General features: G+C 75.6%; 13 protein-coding genes. 9 read left to right on the top strand and 4 right to left on the bottom strand.

Annotated elements, in window-relative coordinates; genetic code table 11:
• The first annotated feature begins 204 nt into the window (after nt 1-204).
• Nucleotides 205-4,059, top strand: coding sequence for an AAA family ATPase (locus AC5R91_RS21400; RefSeq protein WP_495393108.1), 3,855 nt, complete (start codon nt 205-207; stop codon nt 4,057-4,059).
• 233 nt (nt 4,060-4,292) lie between these two features.
• Here the strand turns inward: AC5R91_RS21400 and AC5R91_RS21395 are convergent, their stop codons facing one another.
• Both AC5R91_RS21395 and AC5R91_RS21390 read right to left on the bottom strand, forming a co-directional pair.
• A complete protein-coding gene (locus tag AC5R91_RS21395) occupies nt 4,293-4,994 on the bottom strand; it encodes a Crp/Fnr family transcriptional regulator (RefSeq protein ID WP_264761768.1) in 702 nt (233 codons plus the stop codon).
• Nucleotides 4,995-5,527: 533 nt separating this feature from the next.
• Nucleotides 5,528-5,764: a hypothetical protein gene (locus AC5R91_RS21390; RefSeq protein WP_009741745.1), complete on the bottom strand. Its 237-nt coding sequence runs from the start codon at nt 5,762-5,764 to the stop codon at nt 5,528-5,530.
• A 146-nt stretch (nt 5,765-5,910) separates the two neighbouring features.
• Between AC5R91_RS21390 and nth the strand changes: the two genes are divergently transcribed.
• The 4 genes from nth to AC5R91_RS21370 are packed head-to-tail and all read left to right on the top strand — an operon-like array spanning nt 5,911 to nt 9,363.
• On the top strand, nt 5,911-6,645 hold the full coding sequence (nth, locus tag AC5R91_RS21385; RefSeq protein WP_495393107.1) for an endonuclease III: 735 nt from the start codon (nt 5,911-5,913) through the stop codon (nt 6,643-6,645).
• Nucleotides 6,646-6,650: 5 nt separating this feature from the next.
• Entirely contained in the window at nt 6,651-7,658 is a 1,008-nt protein-coding gene (locus AC5R91_RS21380; protein ID WP_495393106.1) for an NUDIX hydrolase, read from the top strand.
• A gap of 37 nt (nt 7,659-7,695) precedes the next feature.
• Entirely contained in the window at nt 7,696-8,160 is a 465-nt protein-coding gene (locus tag AC5R91_RS21375) for a plastocyanin/azurin family copper-binding protein (RefSeq protein ID WP_495393105.1), read from the top strand.
• A gap of 18 nt (nt 8,161-8,178) precedes the next feature.
• On the top strand, nt 8,179-9,363 hold the full coding sequence (locus AC5R91_RS21370; RefSeq protein WP_495393104.1) for a MarP family serine protease: 1,185 nt from the start codon (nt 8,179-8,181) through the stop codon (nt 9,361-9,363).
• Nucleotides 9,364-9,369: 6 nt separating this feature from the next.
• On the opposite strand, the gene AC5R91_RS21365 is transcribed toward AC5R91_RS21370, so the two are convergent.
• Together AC5R91_RS21365 and AC5R91_RS21360 are read right to left on the bottom strand one after the other, a co-directional pair.
• Nucleotides 9,370-10,284, bottom strand: a complete 915-nt coding sequence (locus AC5R91_RS21365; RefSeq protein WP_495393103.1) for an alpha/beta fold hydrolase — start codon at nt 10,282-10,284, stop codon at nt 9,370-9,372.
• A 142-nt stretch (nt 10,285-10,426) separates the two neighbouring features.
• Complete coding sequence (locus AC5R91_RS21360) at nt 10,427-10,978, bottom strand: phage holin family protein (protein ID WP_495393102.1); 552 nt, start codon at nt 10,976-10,978, stop codon at nt 10,427-10,429.
• A gap of 287 nt (nt 10,979-11,265) precedes the next feature.
• On the opposite strand from AC5R91_RS21360, the gene AC5R91_RS21355 reads away from it, so the two are divergent.
• From AC5R91_RS21355 to AC5R91_RS21340, 4 genes are all read left to right on the top strand, one after another.
• Nucleotides 11,266-12,237: a hypothetical protein gene (locus tag AC5R91_RS21355; RefSeq protein WP_495393101.1), complete on the top strand. Its 972-nt coding sequence runs from the start codon at nt 11,266-11,268 to the stop codon at nt 12,235-12,237.
• 456 nt (nt 12,238-12,693) lie between these two features.
• Nucleotides 12,694-13,893: a septum site-determining protein Ssd gene (gene ssd, locus AC5R91_RS21350; protein ID WP_495393100.1), complete on the top strand. Its 1,200-nt coding sequence runs from the start codon at nt 12,694-12,696 to the stop codon at nt 13,891-13,893.
• Nucleotides 13,884-15,128: a TadA family conjugal transfer-associated ATPase gene (locus tag AC5R91_RS21345; RefSeq protein WP_495393099.1), complete on the top strand. Its 1,245-nt coding sequence runs from the start codon at nt 13,884-13,886 to the stop codon at nt 15,126-15,128. The genes ssd and AC5R91_RS21345 overlap by 10 nt, the downstream gene beginning before the upstream one ends.
• Complete coding sequence (locus AC5R91_RS21340; protein ID WP_495393097.1) at nt 15,125-16,528, top strand: type II secretion system F family protein; 1,404 nt, start codon at nt 15,125-15,127, stop codon at nt 16,526-16,528. Before AC5R91_RS21345 ends, AC5R91_RS21340 begins: the two co-directional genes overlap by 4 nt.
• The last annotated feature ends 18 nt before the right edge of the window (nt 16,529-16,546 follow it).

Genomic DNA, 16,546 nt, shown 5'->3' with positions numbered 1-16,546 from the left:
GAGACCCAGACCACTAAACTCTGGCGCGGAGGGAACCGATCGTGCGCAGGATGACGACTTCGACCAGCCGGAGGCCGAGCGACCGGTCCGGGGCGGCCCGTGGCCACCCGGTCGGGCGAGACGCGGCGCCGGTGCTGCCCCTACCCCGGGAGGCCCGCAGATGAGGGTGCCCGCGCGATCCCCACGCCCCGGGCGGCGGCGCCCATGGTGATCACCGCACCGCACACGGGGCCGCTGCGCTGCCCCCGGTGCGGCTCGGCGGCCGTCCCCGGCGGACGGTTCTGTTACCACTGCGGCCTGGAGTTCACCCAGGCCGAAGCCCCGGCGTCCGAGGTCCCGGAACGGCGCGTCGTCACCGTACTGTTCGGCGACCTGTCCGACTTCACCGGCTGGGCCGAGGACCGCGACCCGGAGCGTGTGGGCGAGATGACCGACCGGGTGCTCGCCGCGCTGGCCCACGAGATCGACGAGGTCGGTGGGCGCGTCGACAACCTGACCGGCGACGGCATCATGGCCGTGTTCGGCGCGCCCACCGCCCACGAGGACGACCCGGAGCGCGCCGTGCGGGCCGCCGCCGCGATGCAGGAGACCGTCCGCCGGCTGGTGCAGGACACCGCGGGCGACAGCGCGGAGGGCCGCCTCGGCCTGCGCGTCGGGATCAACACCGGCGAGGTCCTGGCCGGGGTGCAGGCGGCCATCTCGTACACGGTGATCGGCGACACGGTGAACACCGCGGCCCGGCTGTCGGCCGCGGCCACGATCGGCACCGTGTACGCGGGCCGCGAGACGGTGCTGGCGACCGGGTCGGTGGCGAGCTGGCGCGAGCTGCCCGATCTCGTCCTCAAGGGCAAGCGGGAACCGGTACCGGCGTACGAGCTGATCAGCCTGCGCCCCTCCAACGTCGCCCGGCCGGGTCTCGCCGACGACGCGCCGTTCCTCGGCCGCGACGCCGAGCTGGCCGCCCTGGAGACGCTCTTCGCCGAGGTCGTCACCCGGCGCTCACCGGAGGTCGCGCTGATCGTCGGCGAGGCCGGGATCGGCAAAACCCGGCTGGCCAGTGAGCTGGCCAACCGGGCTGAGCGGACACCCGGCACGGTGGCGCTGTGGGGACGCACGGTCCGTCACGGCGACGGCCGCGGCCTCGCGCCCCTGGTGGACGTCGTGCGCAACGCCTGCGGTGTCACGGACGGCGACTCGCTCGACCGGGTGGCCGACCGGGTCCGGCGCACGGTGGCGGGGCTGCCCCACCCCCTCACCGGGGCGCGGCTGCCCGCCGGCATCGCCGACCGCTTACTCCTGCTGCTCGGTGTGCCCCTGGACCGGCGGTCCACCATCCCGGCCACCACCCCGGGTGATCCGGCGGCCCGTGCCTCCCACATCGAGGAGGCCGAGCAGCGCGCCGTGGAGGCGACGGTGGAGGCCGTCGCGCTGCTGCTCAGCGCGCTGGCGCGGTCCGGGCCCATCCTGGTGCTGATCGACGATCTGGAGTGGGCGACGAGCCAGCTCAGCGACGCGATCGGCCGGCTCGCCTCGCGCCTGTCCGGGCCGGTGCTGCTCGTCCTGCTCGACCGGGCCGGGCCGCGCCTGGCCACCCTCCCCCGGATCCGGCGCATCGACCTGCAGCCGCTGAGCACGGAGGCGTCCGGCCTGCTGCTGCAGAGCCACCTGCGGGGCAAGACGCTGGAGCCGCACACTCGCGACGACCTGCTCGCCCGGGTGCACGGCAACCCGTTCTTCCTGGTCGAGCTGCTCAACCTCCTCATCGACCGGCGGCTGCTGCACCCCGGCGACGGCACCGGCGAGGGCGACCAGGCCGAGTTGGTGCTCGACGGCTCATTGGCCGAGACCCCGTTGCCCGCCGGCGTGCAGTCCGTGCTCGCCGCCCGCATCGACGATCTGGACCCGGTCGCCAAGGCGGTGCTGCGGGCCGCGGCGGTGCTCGGCCGGCGCTTCCCCGCGGAGGCGCTGCCGATGGTCGACGAGCGGCCGGCCGAGGAGGTCACCCGGGCACTGGAGGTCCTGACCGAGCGCCAGCTCGTCCGCCCGCCGCGGGCCGCCGAGACCCGCTGGCGCTTCGTCCACCCGATGGCCCGGGACGTCGCGTATGCCGGCCTGCCGAAGGTCGAGCGGGCCCGCCGGCACGCCACGGCCGCCCGCTGGGGCGTCACGGCGATGATCGGCAGCTCCCGCTCGGTGTCGACCTTCGTCGCCGGCCACGCCCTGCGTGCCTACGACCTGGCCGCCTCGATGGGCCTGCCACCGAGCGACCCGGCCTGGTCGTCCCGGATGTCCGGGTTCCACGCGCATGTCCGGCTGGCCCGGGCGGCGCTCGCCCGCGACGACCACCGGACCGCGGCCGACCTGCTCGCCCATGCCCGCCGGCTCGGCCGGGGCATGATCGACACGCAGGAGGACAACGTCGTCCGGGTGCTGCACGCCGAGGCTCTGGTGGGGCTGCGTCACCTCGAGGAGGCCGAGCGCACCCTGCGCCCGGCGCTGCGGGCCGGCGCCCCCGCCCGGCGCGCCGCCGCCTTCTCCGTGCTCGGCGAGCTGCGCCAGAAGCAGGGCCGCACCGAGGAGGCGGCCCAGTGCCTGCTCACCGCGCTGGAATCGGCCCGCCAGGCCGGGGACGAGCGGGCCACGGCCGCGGCGCTGCGCCGGCTCGGCATGCTGGAGTACAACGCCGGCCGGATCGGCGCGGCCGAGGACCGGTACCGCGAGGCCCTCACGATCGCCCGCCAGGTCGACGACCCGCGCGGCGTCGGCTGGGCGCTGCAGCACCTGGCCTGGAGCGCCACCACCCGCGGGGACTACCCCCGGGCCGAACGGACGCTGCGTGAGGCGTCCGCCGTGTTCGAACGGCTGGAGGACACCGGCGGGCTCGGCTGGTGTCGGGGCACCGAGGCACTGGTGCTCCTGCTGTCCGGCCAGCTCACCCGCGCCCGCAAGCTCACCCGCGAACTGATCGAGATCGCGGGTTCCGTCGGCGAGCAGTGGGGCATGGGTGTTTGCCTGACCGTGGACGCGATCGCCGCCGCGGAGCTGGGGGACATCGCCGCCGCCGAGTCCCACGCGCAGCGGGCCACGGAGCTGTTCGAAAACTCCGAGTACACGTGGGGATCGATGCTGGTGCTGGTCGCCCGGGGGCTCGCCGCCCGCGGCGCGGGCGAGCCGGCCCGCGGGGCGCGGTACCTGGAGCAGGCCTGCGACCAGGCCGCCGAACGCGGCCACGTGGTCGTCGGCGCTCTGGCGCGGGTGCTGCTCGGGCTGACCCTGCTCGACGCCGGCGAGGTCGACAAGGCCGCGCAGGCCGCCGAGATCGCCCTCACCGACCTCGAGCACCTGGAGCTCCACCCGCACGCCCAGCTCGGGGCGAAGGTGCTCGTCGCCCAGATCGCCCGCGCCCGCGGCCGGACCAGGGCTGCGCTGGACCTGCTGCGGGAGGCGCTGTCGGCGAGCGAGCCGGCGACGCTGATGTTCCCCCGGCGGCAGGCGTACGCGCACCTCGCCGGCATCCTGCTGGACGCGGGCCAGCCGGCCGAGGCGCTCGAGGTCGCCCGGCGGGCGGTCGCCGTGGACGCCGAGGACGTGCGCGCCCAGGTACTGGGATACCGGGCACTGGGCACGGCGCTCGTGGCCAACGGCGACCTTGAGGGCGGCCGCGGAGCCTACCTGCGGGCGCTCGCGGCCGCGACCGCGACCGGCGCCGTCAGCGAGGCTCCGCAGACCCGGCGGCTGCTGGCCAGCCTGCCGCCCAGCGGGGGCCCCGCCGGGGCCGGCAATCCCGCGGGCAGCGGTGGCGGCCCAGCGGGTAGCGGTGGCGGTCCGGCCGACGGCGCGGTACCCACCGGTGTCCCGGACGCGGGCGGCCCCGGCGCGGGCCTACCGGAGGCGGGTGTCCCCGCCGCGGCGGACGCGCGGTCCCGGCGCGGGGCGCAGCCGGCAGCGGCGCAGGCGCAGGCACAGGCACAGGACCTCACCCTGCCGGGGACGACCGGGGACGCCGATCACGCGCGGACAGCATCCCCGCCGGCCGCGGTCGCGGGCAGCGCCGGCTGACCCGCGCAGGGCCATGGGGTGACGTCAGGGGCCGGCGGGCGGGTCGTCCATCGGGGGCGACCCGCCCGCCGGCACGGTGTGCGGGCGTAGAGCGGGACGCGGATGTAGGGCTGTCGGGCTGGGCGCGGGCGTGCCGATGGGACGGGCGTCGGGCTGCACGGGCGGGCGGCTGGGCGCATGGGGCTCCGGGCCGTCCGGGCGGATCCGGAACGGCGCGTGACGAGCGCCGGGAACTAGCGGGCTCGGCGGGACAGCCGTTCGCGGTCGAGCAGCACGACGGCACGGGAGTCCAGGCGAAGCCAGCCGCGGGTGGCGAAGTCGGCAAGCGCCTTGTTCACCGTCTCCCGGGAGGCGCCGACCAACTGGGCCAGCTCCTCCTGGGTGAGCCCGTGCTCGACCCGGACACCGGCCGCCTCGTTGCCGGGCTGCGCCGGCTCACCGAACCGCTCCGCCAGGTCGAGCAGGGCTTTCGCCACCCGACCCGGAACGTCCGTGAACACCATGTCCGCGACGTTGTCGTTGGTGCGACGGAGCCGACGGGCGAGCACGCGCAGCAGCATTGCGCCCGCCTCGGGGCGGGAACGCAGCCAGGGCCGCAGCGCGGTGTGCTCCAGCGACAGCAACGACGCATCCGTGACCGCGGTCGCGGTAGCCGTGCGTGGACCGGGGTCGAACAACGAAAGCTCCCCGAAGAGGTCACCAGGACCCATTACGGACAGCAGGTTCTCCCGGCCGTCGGCCGACTGACGCCCTATCTTCACCTTTCCGGACAGGACCACGAAGACCCGATCCCCGACATCTCCTTCTCGGAACAGCACGTCCCCGCGGGTGACGTCCTGCCGATCAAGATGGTCGGAGAGGGCCAGCCGGTCCTGCTCGGAGAGCCCGACGAACAGCGGTACGCGGGCAAGCAGATCCTCCACGGTCCTGAGCATGCCAGGACTATCGGTGGAGGGCACGGGCAGGGACCCCCAGCAATCAAATTGCTCCACGTAGGTGAACGTGGAGCGACCAACCGTGTGCCGTTCGCGAGAATCCGCCCTTGATCAGGCACTTCCGGATGCCACGTCCGGGTGTTTTAAACCCCACCACCGCGCCTCGCCGCGGGCCGTGGGAGCCGTCTCGCCCGGACGGGCCAGGTGGGCACCGGGTCGATCGGCCCGGCCGCCGACGGGCCGATGGACCCGCCCCTGGCGCCTGGACGGACGGCCGGGGGCCGCCAGGGCCTTCGGCCCGGGTCTCGCGGGACTCCCCGCCCGGCGCCGCTGCCCCACAATGCCCGCCGCCCGAGCCCGCCACCTGCGGCAACGCCCGCAGGCGGCGGAATGGGCGGAAAAGCCGTCGGATGCGCCACCCGCCGCGCACTCATACCCGGACCGTTGATGGCGCGCGGCGGGCGACATGTGGTATACGCCGGCACCGGCCATCCACCCGGCACCGGAAGAACGGTGGAAGGCGCGCGGGGGCATCAGGCTGCCCGATGCTTGCCGGGCGACGGGCGGCGCAGCCGGCGCCGGTACCGCTCGAGCGCGGCGGGCAGGCCCTGTTGGACGAAGGTGTCGACCTCGTCCGGTTGGGCGTTGTCGAGGAAGCCCTCCAGTCCCTTGCCCGTGTCGGCGGCGTTCAACGGGCGTTCCACCCGTTCCATCGCCAGCAGAAGACCGAGAAGCACCAGAGGAAAGAAGATCGCGGCAATGACAAACATGACTCCCCCATGGTGGCCGACGAGCGATCGGCAGACGCACCGGGGGTGGGTGTGTCGCGGATCGGGTTGCCCACGCCCGTCATGACCACACGGCACGCCCACCGGTGCCAACCGGGCCGGATCGGCCGGCGGATACGCTGCGAGACATGCCCGCCGCCGTCGACACCGCGACCGAGACACCACTCGCGAAGACCCGGCGGGCCCGACGGATCGTGCGTCTGCTGGGCGAGGTCCACCCTGATGCCCGCATCGCGTTGCACTTCGACAACGCTCTCGAGCTGCTGGTCGCCACGGTGCTGTCCGCCCAGTGCACCGACAAGAAAGTCAACGAGGTCACGCCGACGGTGTTCGCCAGGTATCGGTCGGCCGCGGACTACGCGGCCGCCGACCGGGCCGAACTCGAGACGCTGCTGCGGCCGACCGGGTTCTTCCGCGCGAAGGCGAACTCGCTGATCGGCATCGGCGCGGCGCTCACCGAGCGCTTCGGCGGCGAGGTCCCCCACCGGCTCGACGAGCTGACCACCCTGCCCGGCGTGGGCCGCAAGACCGCCAACGTCGTCCTCGGCCACGCGTTCGACACCCCGGGCATCACCGTGGACACCCACGTCGGGCGCCTGTCGCGCCGCTTCGGGCTGACCGCCGAGACCGATCCGGTCCGGGTCGAGGCCGACCTCGCCGCGCTCATCGAGCGCCGGGACTGGACGATCACCTCCGATCGGATGATCTTCCACGGCCGGCGTTTCTGCCACTCCCGCAGACCGGCGTGCGGCGCCTGCGCCCTGGCCCGGCTGTGCCCGTCGTTCGGGCTCGGTCCCACGGAGCCGGACGAGGCCGCCAAGCTCGTGCGGGGAACACGCGGCGACGTCGAAGCCTTGCGGTGAAGGAGATGTCCACGCCTGCACCCTCTTCCCCCGACGCACCCTCCCCCGTTCCCGCCGACGCGACGGCGCCGCCAGGCGCCCCCCCGACCCCCAGGATCGCCACCCCGGCCGAGGTCGCCAACCCCATCGAGGTCGCCCGCCCCGGCGAGATCGCCGGCCCCGGGGAGATCGCCCGCCCACCCGCGGTGCCGCGCCCAGCGGACCCCGCCGACGCGACGGGCCTGGGCGATCCGGGCCATGTGGCCACGGGTGCGTCCACGCCGCCGGCGTGGCTGCGCACGCTCGCCGGCCACCTCGGGGATGCGCTGGTGACCGGCCGGACCCGGCCGGGCTCGCGCGCCGCCGACGCTCGCCCGGCGGCCGTGCTGATCCTGTTCGGCGACGGCCCGGACGGGCCGGACGTCCTGCTCCTCGAACGCGCGGCCGAGCTGCGCAGCCACGCGAGCCAGCCCGCGTTCCCCGGCGGCGCCGCCGACGCCACCGACGCCGACCGGGTCGCCACCGCGCTGCGGGAGGCCGCGGAGGAGGTCGGCCTCGACCCGGCGGGAGTCGAGGTGCTCGCCGTCGCCTCGCCGCTCTACCTGCAGGCCAGCCACTACCTCGTCACCCCGGTGCTCGCCTGGTGGCACACCCCGTGCGCGGTCGCGCCCGTCGACCTCGCCGAGACGTCGTTCGTCTCCCGGGTGCCGCTGGCCGAACTCGCCGATCCGGCCAACCGGGTGATGCTGCGCTACGCCCAGGGCGGCCTACTCAGTCCGGCGTTCCGGGTCCACGGCATGCTGGTCTGGGGCTTCACCGCCGGCATCCTCGACATCCTGCTGCGGCTGGGAGGATGCGAGCGCCCGTGGAACCACTCGGCGGTGGTGGACTACCCGCTCCCACGTGAGGCTCCCGCGGCTTCCCCACCGGCTCCACCGACTCCACCGTCCCTGCCGACTCCACCGTCCCTGCCGACTCCACCGTCCCTGCCGACTCCGCCGACTCCGCGGCGACGCTCACCGAGTGCGCCCTGAGCCGGCCGGCCGCGCCCCGACACGAAAGGCACCACCGATGACCTGCACCGCGGACCGCGACCAGGCGGCCCGCCCGGCGGACCCGGCCTCGCCCCGCCGGCGAGCGTCCCACGCGGCCGCGCTGCTCGGGCTGGTCATTGCCGTGCTGTTGGGCGTGGCGGGCTGCGGCGGCGACGGCGGCGACAGTCCGTCCGCCGGCCCCACGCTCAGCGCCACCCAGGGGGCGGACGGCGTCCAGGTGTTCGCGGTCACCGGACTGCCGAGCATGAAGTTCTCCGCCACGGAGCTGGTGGCGAAGCCCGGGAAGATCCGCGTCGACTTCTCCGTGGCGCAGGGCTCGGCGCCGCACAACTTCGTCGTCCCGCGCATCCCCGCCGCGCACACCAGCATCGTCTCCGCCGGGGAGTCGCAGAGCGTCACCTTCACCGTGACGGAGCCGGGCGACTATCCGGTGGTCTGTACCCTGCATCCCAACATGACGGCCACGCTGAAGATCACCTGAGTCCGGGCCGACCCCGCCGTGCCCAATGTGCTCGACGTCGTCCTGCTGGCTCTCGTCGTCCTGTTCGCGGTCTCCGGCTACCGGCAGGGCTTCCTGGTGGGCGCCCTGTCGTTCGTCGGCTTCCTGGGCGGCGGAGTGCTCGGCGCGAAGATCGCGAAACCGTTCACCGAGCTGATCGGTCAGCAGGGCCACGGCGCGCTGGTCGGCCTGCTCGTCGTGCTCGGGCTCGCCCTGGTCGGCCAGGTCGCCGGCACGGCGCTCGCCGTCGCGCTGCGCGATCGGTTGACCTGGCGGCCCGGTCGGGCCGTCGACGCCGCCGCCGGGGCGGTGCTCTCCGGCGTCTCGGTGCTGCTCGTCGCCTGGCTGCTGGCGAACGCCGTCGAACGCTCCCCCTTCGAGTCCCTCGCCCGGTCGGTCCACGACTCCCACGTGCTCGCGGCGGTGGACGCCGGCATGCCGAACGGGGTCCGCGAGACCTTTGCCGACCTGCGCCAGATCGCCGACGACAAGGCCTTCCCGGAGGTCTTCGCCGGCCTCGGGGGCGAGCGGATCATCGCGGCCGGCCCGCCGGACCCGGCCACCACCCAGGCCGCCGGGGTGCAGGCCGCGGCGGCGAGCATCGTGAAGATCCGCGGCGTCGCCCGGTCCTGCGACCAGCGGGTCGAAGGATCCGGCTTCGTGATCGCCCCCCAGCGGGTCATGACCAACGCGCACGTGGTGGCCGGCGTCCGCCACCCGACGGTCGTGCTGTCCACCGGCACCCTGCCGGCCGAGGTCGTGGTGTTCGACCCGGACCGGGACGTCGCCGTGCTGCGGGTGCCGGACCTGCAGCGCCCCCCGCTGCGGATGCGGGCCAGCCCGCCGGCCGCGGCCGAGGAGCCGGCGGTCATCGCCGGGTATCCCCAGGACGGGCCCTACACCACCGTGGCCGCCCGCATCCGCAACCACCAGCGGGCCCGGGCGGCGAACATCTACGAGCACGGCACCGTCGTGCGCGACATCTACGCCGTTCGCGGCCAGGTGCTACCGGGGAACTCGGGCGGTCCGCTGCTCGCCCCGGACGGGACCGTGCTCGGCGTGGTGTTCGCCGCGGCCATCGGTGACGACGACACCGGGTACGTGCTCAGCGCCGCCGAGGTCGCGCAGTCCGCCGCGGTCGGCAGCGTCGCGGCGGTGCCGGTCAGCACGCAGGGCTGCGACTGACGGTGGTCAGGAGCCGAGCCAGGCGAGCAGCTCGGCGTTGACGAGGTCCGGGACCTCCTCGTGCGGGAAGTGTCCGACCTCGCCGTGCAGCTTCCAGGTGTAGGGACCGCTGACGTAGCGCCCGGACCCCTGGGCGGTGGACGGCAGGAAGCAGCGATCGGCCGCACCGTGGATCTGCAGCGTGTCGACGTGCAGGGAGCGCCGCAGCACGCCGGCGAACCGCGCCCCGTCCGGCCGGAACAACGAGCGGAACACCCATCGGTGGTACTCCAGGGAGCTGTGCGCCACACCGGGGATACGCATCGCTGAGCGGTAGCGCCGCTCCGCCTCGGCATCGGGATATCCGGGACCCCCCCACGCGCGCAGGAGGGCCGCGACCCGGACGGCATCCCTGGCGACCAGGGCACGTTCGGGACGCCACGGCAGTTGGAAGCCCGCCATGTAGCGGCTCGCGGCGCCCTGGCCCCGCGGGTCCGCCGCGATCTGGTGACGCAGCCGCAGCGGGTGGGGCATCGCCAGAACGGCGAGGCGGCGGACGACCACCGGATGACGGGTCGCCGTCGTCCAGCCGAGCAGGCCGCCCCAGTCGTGGCCGACGATGACCGCGTCCTGCTCGCCCAGCGCCCGGATGAGGCCGGCCACGTCGTCGGACAGGGTGAACGCGTCATAGCCTCGCGGCGGTTTGTCGCTCGCCCCGTATCCGCGCAGGTCCGGGGCCACGACACGGTAGCCCGCCGCGGACAGTGCGGTGAGCTGGTGGCGCCAGGCCCACCAGAACTGCGGAAAACCGTGCAGCAACAGGACAAGGGGACCGCGGCCGAGCTCGGCGACATGCAGCCGGGTGCCGTTGGCGGACACGTCCCGATGCCGCCACGGCCCGTCGATCAGGACGCTGGCGGGCTCGGGAACGGTGTCCTCCATTGCCTGCCAGAATGGCAGACCGCCCCCCGCTGTAGGCCGGCGGTGGTCCGGTCAGGACGGGGCGTGACCGGGCCAGCGGCTGCCGCTGCGGACCGCTCCGGGGACTCCTCTTCGGCGCCCCGGCGACCTGGCCGACCGGCGATCAGGAGTGGATGCGGTGCGGGGCCAGCACCGCCCCGCCAGGCCCCGACGGAGTGGGGCCTGGCGCGTCCCCTGGTGCGGCCGGCCCCGCGGAGGTCACCCCGGATGCCGGGTTCGTCGGGGCGGCCGATGCCGATGCCGGTGTGGCGGTCGGATTGCGCAGCCACGAGATGTCGTCCCGGACGGTCTGGATGGTCCGTTCGGGCGGGGAGAGCCGGCGGAACCTGCGGATCGCGAACAGCGCCAGCAGACCGGCGACCACCAGGTACCCCGCCGCGGTGAGCAGGTACGACCAGAACCGCTCGACGCCGGCCCAGGTGATCAGCTCTCCGAGGAAGATCGTGACGGCGATCAGGGCACACAGCCCGAGCCCCGCCGCCACCGCGAGGCAGGCCACTCCGAGCGCGGCCGAGACGGCCTGCCGGGTCAGCTCGGCCTTGGCGAGGTCGATCTCCTGACGGACGAGCAGCGAGACATCGCGGGTGGCCAGCGCCACCAGCTCGCCCAACGAGGGCTCCCGGCCATTGCGGGTCTTTCCGGCAGTAGTCGACACCCTTCGTCCTCTCTCTGGCCCGCGACCGGACCGGTGTGGTCGGGTCGCGAGGCCCATCGCCCCACCCAGGGTGGTCCGCGCCGACGGCGGACCGAGAGACCCGACCGGAGATACCCGGCCCGGACCTCTCGCCAGTCACACCGTCGACGTGCCTTCCGGCGGACCGGCGCACAGTCCGCCGCTCCCGTCCTGATGCGCAGTGTCCCCCGGGCGAACGCTCCCAGGGGGAGAACGACGCGGTTGCGCTCGTGTGACGCCTCCGACGGCCGGCTGCGCACCGACTCCGGATGGCGCGGACGGGTACCGTGCCAACCGTGAACCCCCGCCCGTCCGGATCAGTCCTCGCCGCCGACCCGCTCGCCCGAGTCGCCGCTCTGCCCGGGGTGCGCGAGGCGGCGGACAGCGCCCGCGCGGCCGTCGACGCGCTGCTGCGGCACCGCATCCTGCGCCGGCAGAGCGCCGACGTGACCGCAGAGGCGTCCCTGCGGGCGGCCCGTGCCTCCGCCGCCCTGGAGGGTCACGAGATCAGCCTGGACGGGCTACGCGGCTACCTCGCGGGCGCTAACACCGACGCGCGGCTCACCCCGGCGGGCGAGGAACCGACGGCTTCGGACCTGGCGGCACCGGCCCACTCCTCCGCCGAACTGCCCTCCCCCGTCGTGCTGGGGACGGTCCGCCTCTACGCCGAGCTCGGGGTGCTCGGGCCCGCCTGGGAACGGGCGCCCCGGCAGGCCCTCGCGCGGATGCACGTCCTGGCGGGGCGCGGTTACCTGCCCGACGACCTGCTCGGCCGGCCGCGTGCCGACGCGGGCACCCGCGAACTGCTCGACCCGCTTCGGCTCGGTCCGCCCCCGCACTCGGTCGAGACCTCCGTGCGGCTGGATGGCCTGACCGGGCTGCTCGTCGCGCCGACCACGGCGCCGGCCGTCGTGGTGGCCGCCGTGGTGCACGGGGAGCTGTTGGCGCTGCGGCCGTTCGGCGCGCTGGACGGTGTCATCGCCCGGGCCGCCGGCAGGCTGGTCCTCATCAGCCGCGGGCTGGACCCCAAGGCCCTGACCGCCACCGACGTCGGGCATCTGGAGGTCGACCAGGTCGACGACCCAGGGGCGCCGGTCCTCGGATACCGCGATGCCGCCGCCGCGTACGTCGGCGGTGGGGCGCAGGGGGTCGCGGCCTGGGTGCTGCACTGCGCGAAGGCCCTCGAACTGGCCGCCCGGGAGTCCCTGGCCGTCTGCGAGGCTCTCGCCCGCGCCACCTGATCATCCCCGCGGCCCCTCGCCGGGCCCCCCGCTCGGGTGATGCGTCCCACGATCGGTGGGCACGCCCTGAATTCGCGCAACGCGCGGTTTCGCACGGGCACCCCTGGGTATCTCCCGGCATGTCGGACCTGGTGGCCGTGGGGCCGCGAGATCCGACCCGCGACGGGCGGCCTTCTGGGCCATGTCCCGAGGCGACCCCCGCACTCCCCCCTGCGGGGGTCGCCTCACCCGTTCCGTCCCTCTCTCGTTCTGCCGCCGGCTCCCTGTCTGCCGTCGGCCCCGCCGCGTCCTCGCGGCCACCGACCGGCGCGGCCCCGGGCAGCGGCGAGCTGCCGGCATCAGGCCGAATCCTCCATGACACCACGGCGAAGCCCTGTGGAGAGCGCTCATCCACAGGGCCCGCCTCGGCGCATGGTGGGCCACGTCCTCCCCATCCGACCGGGAATCGAGCCCACCATGCCCCCCGCCCTGCCCCTGCTCACCCCCGCTGACGGCCGCGACGCGCGACCCCTGATCGTGACCGGCGTCCCGGACCTGCTCGACGACCTCCTGCGCCTGGCCGCGGCCGCCGGCGTCACAACGACCGTCGCCACCGAGCCGGGCGCGCTGCGCCGCGCCTGGGCGGCGGCGCCGCTGGTCGTCGTCGGCATGGACCGCGCCGAGGCGTGCGTCGCCGCCGGCCTGCCGCTGCGCCCGCACGTGGTCCTGGTCGGCGGCCATGTCGAGGACGGCCGGGTCTGGTCCGCTGGTTCCCGCATCGGCGCCGATCACGTGATCTTCCTGCCGGAAGCCGAGCTCTGGCTGATCGACGCCTTCGGCGATCTCGACGGGTTCGGCCCACGCGAGTCGGTGACGATCGGGGTGGTCGCCGGCCGGCGCGGCAGCGGCGCGTCAACGCTCGCCGTCTCCCTGGCGCTGTCGGGCCTGCGCCACGGCCTGCGCACGATGCTGATCGACGCCGACCCGCGGGGCAGCGGGGTGGCACCCGGCTTCGCCCGGCTCCTGCCGTCCGTGGCTGATCCCCCGCCGGGGGCCATCGACCGGCGGCCGGCGGATCCCCTCCCCCCGCCGGACGCGGTGCCCCTGGGCAGGCTCGGTGGGAAAGCGCCCCTCTCCTGGTCGGGTCCGCCGGCGGGGCACGGTGACCTGGCGGTGGTCTCCTGGGATCTCGGTGCCGGGCCCGACGTACCAGTGGGGCCGATGGTCACGCTGCTCTCGACGGCTCGGTCCACCTCGGATCTGGTGGTGGTCGACCTGCCCTGGCAGCAGGACCCGGCCGCCGCCCTCGCGCTCGGCTCCTGCCGGACGGCGCTGGTGGTGCTCCGGGCGGATCTGGCGTCCGTCATGGCTGCCGAGCGTGTCTGCGCGGCGGTCGGGCGACGGTGCTCGGACATACGAGCGGTCGTGCGGCAACGCCAGTCGGCCGGGCTCGCCCCCACGCAGGTCAGCGAGATGCTCGGAGTGCCGCTGGCCGGGGTGATCGCCGACGCCCGCCGGCCACCGGCCGCGACTTCGGCCGGCGCCGACGCCCCGCGGGACGCCGACGCCCCGGGACCGCTCGGCGACCGGCTGCTGGCCCGGCTGGGACTCCTCCGGTGGCCGACCACCCCGCAGACGCCGGACGGCCCGAGCGCGGAGCCTCAGACATGGGCGTGACGGCCCGGCGGGGTGGTGGGCCGCCGGGCCGGGCCGGGCAACGCCGGGTGGCGGCGGCGCAGCCGGCGGCCGGGGAGCGGGAGTCGGACACGGGCCGGGAGGCAGCGGGCCCGCACGGGCTGGAATCGGCGACCACGGAACCCCGCGGCGCCGGTCCGCTCGGCGCCGGTCCGCTTGATCCCTTCCTCGCCGATCCGGACGTCACCGACGTGCTGGTGAACGCCCCCGACGAGGTCTGGGTGGAGCGGCGGGGCCGGCTGACGAGGACGCCGGTCACCTTTGCCGATGAGGATGCGGTGCGCCGCCTCGCCGTCCGGCTCGCGGCGGCCAGCGGCCGGCGGCTGGACTCCGCCATGCCCTTCGCCGACATCCTGCTGGGTGACGGAACCAGGATGCACGCCGTCCTCGCGCCCACCGCCGTGCGCGGCACCTGCCTGTCCCTGCGGCGCCCCCGGCGTCGGCCGTTCACCTTTGACGAGCTCGTGCTCGCCGGCACGCTGAGTCCCGCGGTGGCCGCGGTGCTCCACGCGGTGCTGCACGCGCGGCTCGCGGTCGTCGTGACGGGCGGCACCGGCACGGGCAAGAGCACGCTGCTCGCCGCTCTGCTGGGCGCGGTGCGCCCGGGCGAACGCATCGTCCTCGTCGAGGACACCGCCGAGCTCGCGGTGAGCCGCCCCGGCCTGGTCCGGCTGGAGGCCCGACCGCCCAACATCGAGGGCGCCGGCGAGGTAACCCAGCGCGAGCTGGTCCGGCAGGCGCTGCGGATGCGACCGGACCGCCTCGTCGTCGGCGAGGTCCGCGGCCCGGAGGTGCTCGACCTCCTCGTCGCCCTCAACACCGGACATGAGGGGGGCCTGAGCACCGTGCACGCCAACGACACCGGCGCGCTGCCGACCCGGCTGGAGGCGTTGGCCGCCCTCGCGGGACTGTCCCGGGCGGCGGTGCACAGTCACGTCGCCGCGGCCCTGCACGCGGCCGTCCACCTGCACCGCGATGCGGACGGCCACCGGCGGGTCCGGGCGGTTGGCGTGTTCCGCCGGGCGCCCGACGGCCTGGTACAGGTGGTACCCGCGCTGGTGGCGCCCCCGCCCACCGGGCGGCGGGGAGCGCCGCGGCGCGCGGCGGGGCCCGTGGCCGCGGAGGGGCTGCCGCTGCTGAGAAGCCTGTTGGACGCCCGCGGGGTGAGCCTGCCGGGGTTCGTCGACGCTGCCGCACCCGCGGGGAGCCGGCCTTGATCGCCCCGGCGGGCGTCGTGGGCCCGGCCGCCCGCGCCCGCCGCCGCGGCCCGGACGGGACCGCGAGGACACGGCGGGCCGCGGCGGTCGCCGCGGCACCCGTCGCCGTGCCGGGCGGCACCGTGCTGGGCATCGCCGCAGTGGTCGCAGTGGTCGCAGTGATCGCGGTGACCGCCGGGCCCGTCGCCGCGGCAACCGTGAGCGTGGCGCTGGGCTGCCTGTCGCGAGCCGTCCGGCGGGAGCGGGCGCGGCGGCGGCTGACACGGGTGCGCGCCTGCGCGGAGGACTTCCTCGCGGCCTTCGCGGCGGAGCTCGACGCCGGCGGTCCGCATGGGCACGCCCTGCGCGCGGCCGCACGCGGCATCGACGAGCTCGGAACCGCCCCCGGCCGCCGCCCCGGCTGGATCCCGCTGGACCGGCTGGCCGACACGCTCGCGGGACCGGACGACCCCGGGGTCGCGCTGTGCCGGAACGAGGCAGGCGCCGTCCGCCAGCTCGGCATCGCTTACCAGGTCTGCACGATGGTCGGTGCCCGGCTCGCCCCCGTCACGACGATGCTGGCCACGCTCGCCAGGGCCGACGCCGTACGGGCGGGGGAACTGGCTGCGGCGCTGGCCGGCCCGAGATCCTCTGGGCGGCTGGTGGCCGCCCTCCCGCTGGCCGGGATCGCGCTGGGCTCGCTGGCCGGTGCCCAGCCGCTGCACACGTTGCTCGCCACCCCCGCCGGCAACGCCTGCCTGCTCGCGGGGGGCCTGGCGGACCTGGCGGGCCTGCGCTGGCTGCGATCCTTCGCGGATCGCGTCGAACGGCGGGTGGCTCCGGTGGCCATGGATGCCGCCCGGACCGGTGGCCCGGCCGGCATCACCTCCGGGCGCGAGCGGCTGCTCGCCGACCTGCCGCTGGCCCTCGACCTGATCGCGGCCTGCCTGCGGGGCGGCGGGACGGTCGTCTCCGCCATGGTGGCCGTCGGGGCCGCCAACGGCGGCGTGCTGGGCCGGGAGCTGCGCCGCGCCGCCGAGGAACTGGCGGCGGGGGCCGATGCGCTCGCCGCCTGCGACCGGCTGATCGCTGCCACCGTCGCGAGCGGCCGCGCCGCGTGGCTGGCGCGGCTGCTGCGGCGCGATCCGCGCGCGTCGCCGGGATCACGCTGGACCGCGATGATGCGGGCGGCCGTCGCCGCCTTCGACCGGGCTCAGACGTCGGGGGCGAAACCGGCCGCCGCCCTCGTCCGGCTCGCCCAACGCGCCCGCGACGAGGCCCACGCGGAAAGCATCGCCGCTGCCCGCCGGGCCGGCGTACTGGCCGTCGCGCCGCTCGGACTCTGCTTCCTGCCGGCCTTCCTGCTGCTCGGCGTCGTCCCCGTCGTGCTCGGGTCCCTACCGAACCTGCTACCGGCATGACCGCGCAGGCACCACCCC

This window comes from Frankia sp. BMG5.60, assembly GCF_059428125.1.
The sequence above is the reverse complement of the archived record's forward strand: the minus strand, read 5'-3'. Positions and strand labels throughout refer to the sequence as shown.

What these genes read in the sequence shown, in the direction of transcription:
- AC5R91_RS21395 (WP_264761768.1), bottom strand. Translation starts at nt 4,994, where the DNA reads ATGCTCAGGACCGTGGAGGATCTGCTTGCCCGCGTACCGCTGTTCGTC.
- nth (WP_495393107.1), top strand. Translation starts at nt 5,911, where the DNA reads ATGCCCGCCGCCGTCGACACCGCGACCGAGACACCACTCGCGAAGACC.
- AC5R91_RS21345 (WP_495393099.1), top strand. Translation starts at nt 13,884, where the DNA reads ATGGGCGTGACGGCCCGGCGGGGTGGTGGGCCGCCGGGCCGGGCCGGG.
- AC5R91_RS21365 (WP_495393103.1), bottom strand. Translation starts at nt 10,284, where the DNA reads ATGGAGGACACCGTTCCCGAGCCCGCCAGCGTCCTGATCGACGGGCCG.
- AC5R91_RS21355 (WP_495393101.1), top strand. Translation starts at nt 11,266, where the DNA reads ATGGCGCGGACGGGTACCGTGCCAACCGTGAACCCCCGCCCGTCCGGA.
- AC5R91_RS21390 (WP_009741745.1), bottom strand. Translation starts at nt 5,764, where the DNA reads ATGTTTGTCATTGCCGCGATCTTCTTTCCTCTGGTGCTTCTCGGTCTT.
- AC5R91_RS21380 (WP_495393106.1), top strand. Translation starts at nt 6,651, where the DNA reads ATGTCCACGCCTGCACCCTCTTCCCCCGACGCACCCTCCCCCGTTCCC.
- ssd (WP_495393100.1), top strand. Translation starts at nt 12,694, where the DNA reads ATGCCCCCCGCCCTGCCCCTGCTCACCCCCGCTGACGGCCGCGACGCG.
- AC5R91_RS21375 (WP_495393105.1), top strand. Translation starts at nt 7,696, where the DNA reads ATGACCTGCACCGCGGACCGCGACCAGGCGGCCCGCCCGGCGGACCCG.
- AC5R91_RS21400 (WP_495393108.1), top strand. Translation starts at nt 205, where the DNA reads ATGGTGATCACCGCACCGCACACGGGGCCGCTGCGCTGCCCCCGGTGC.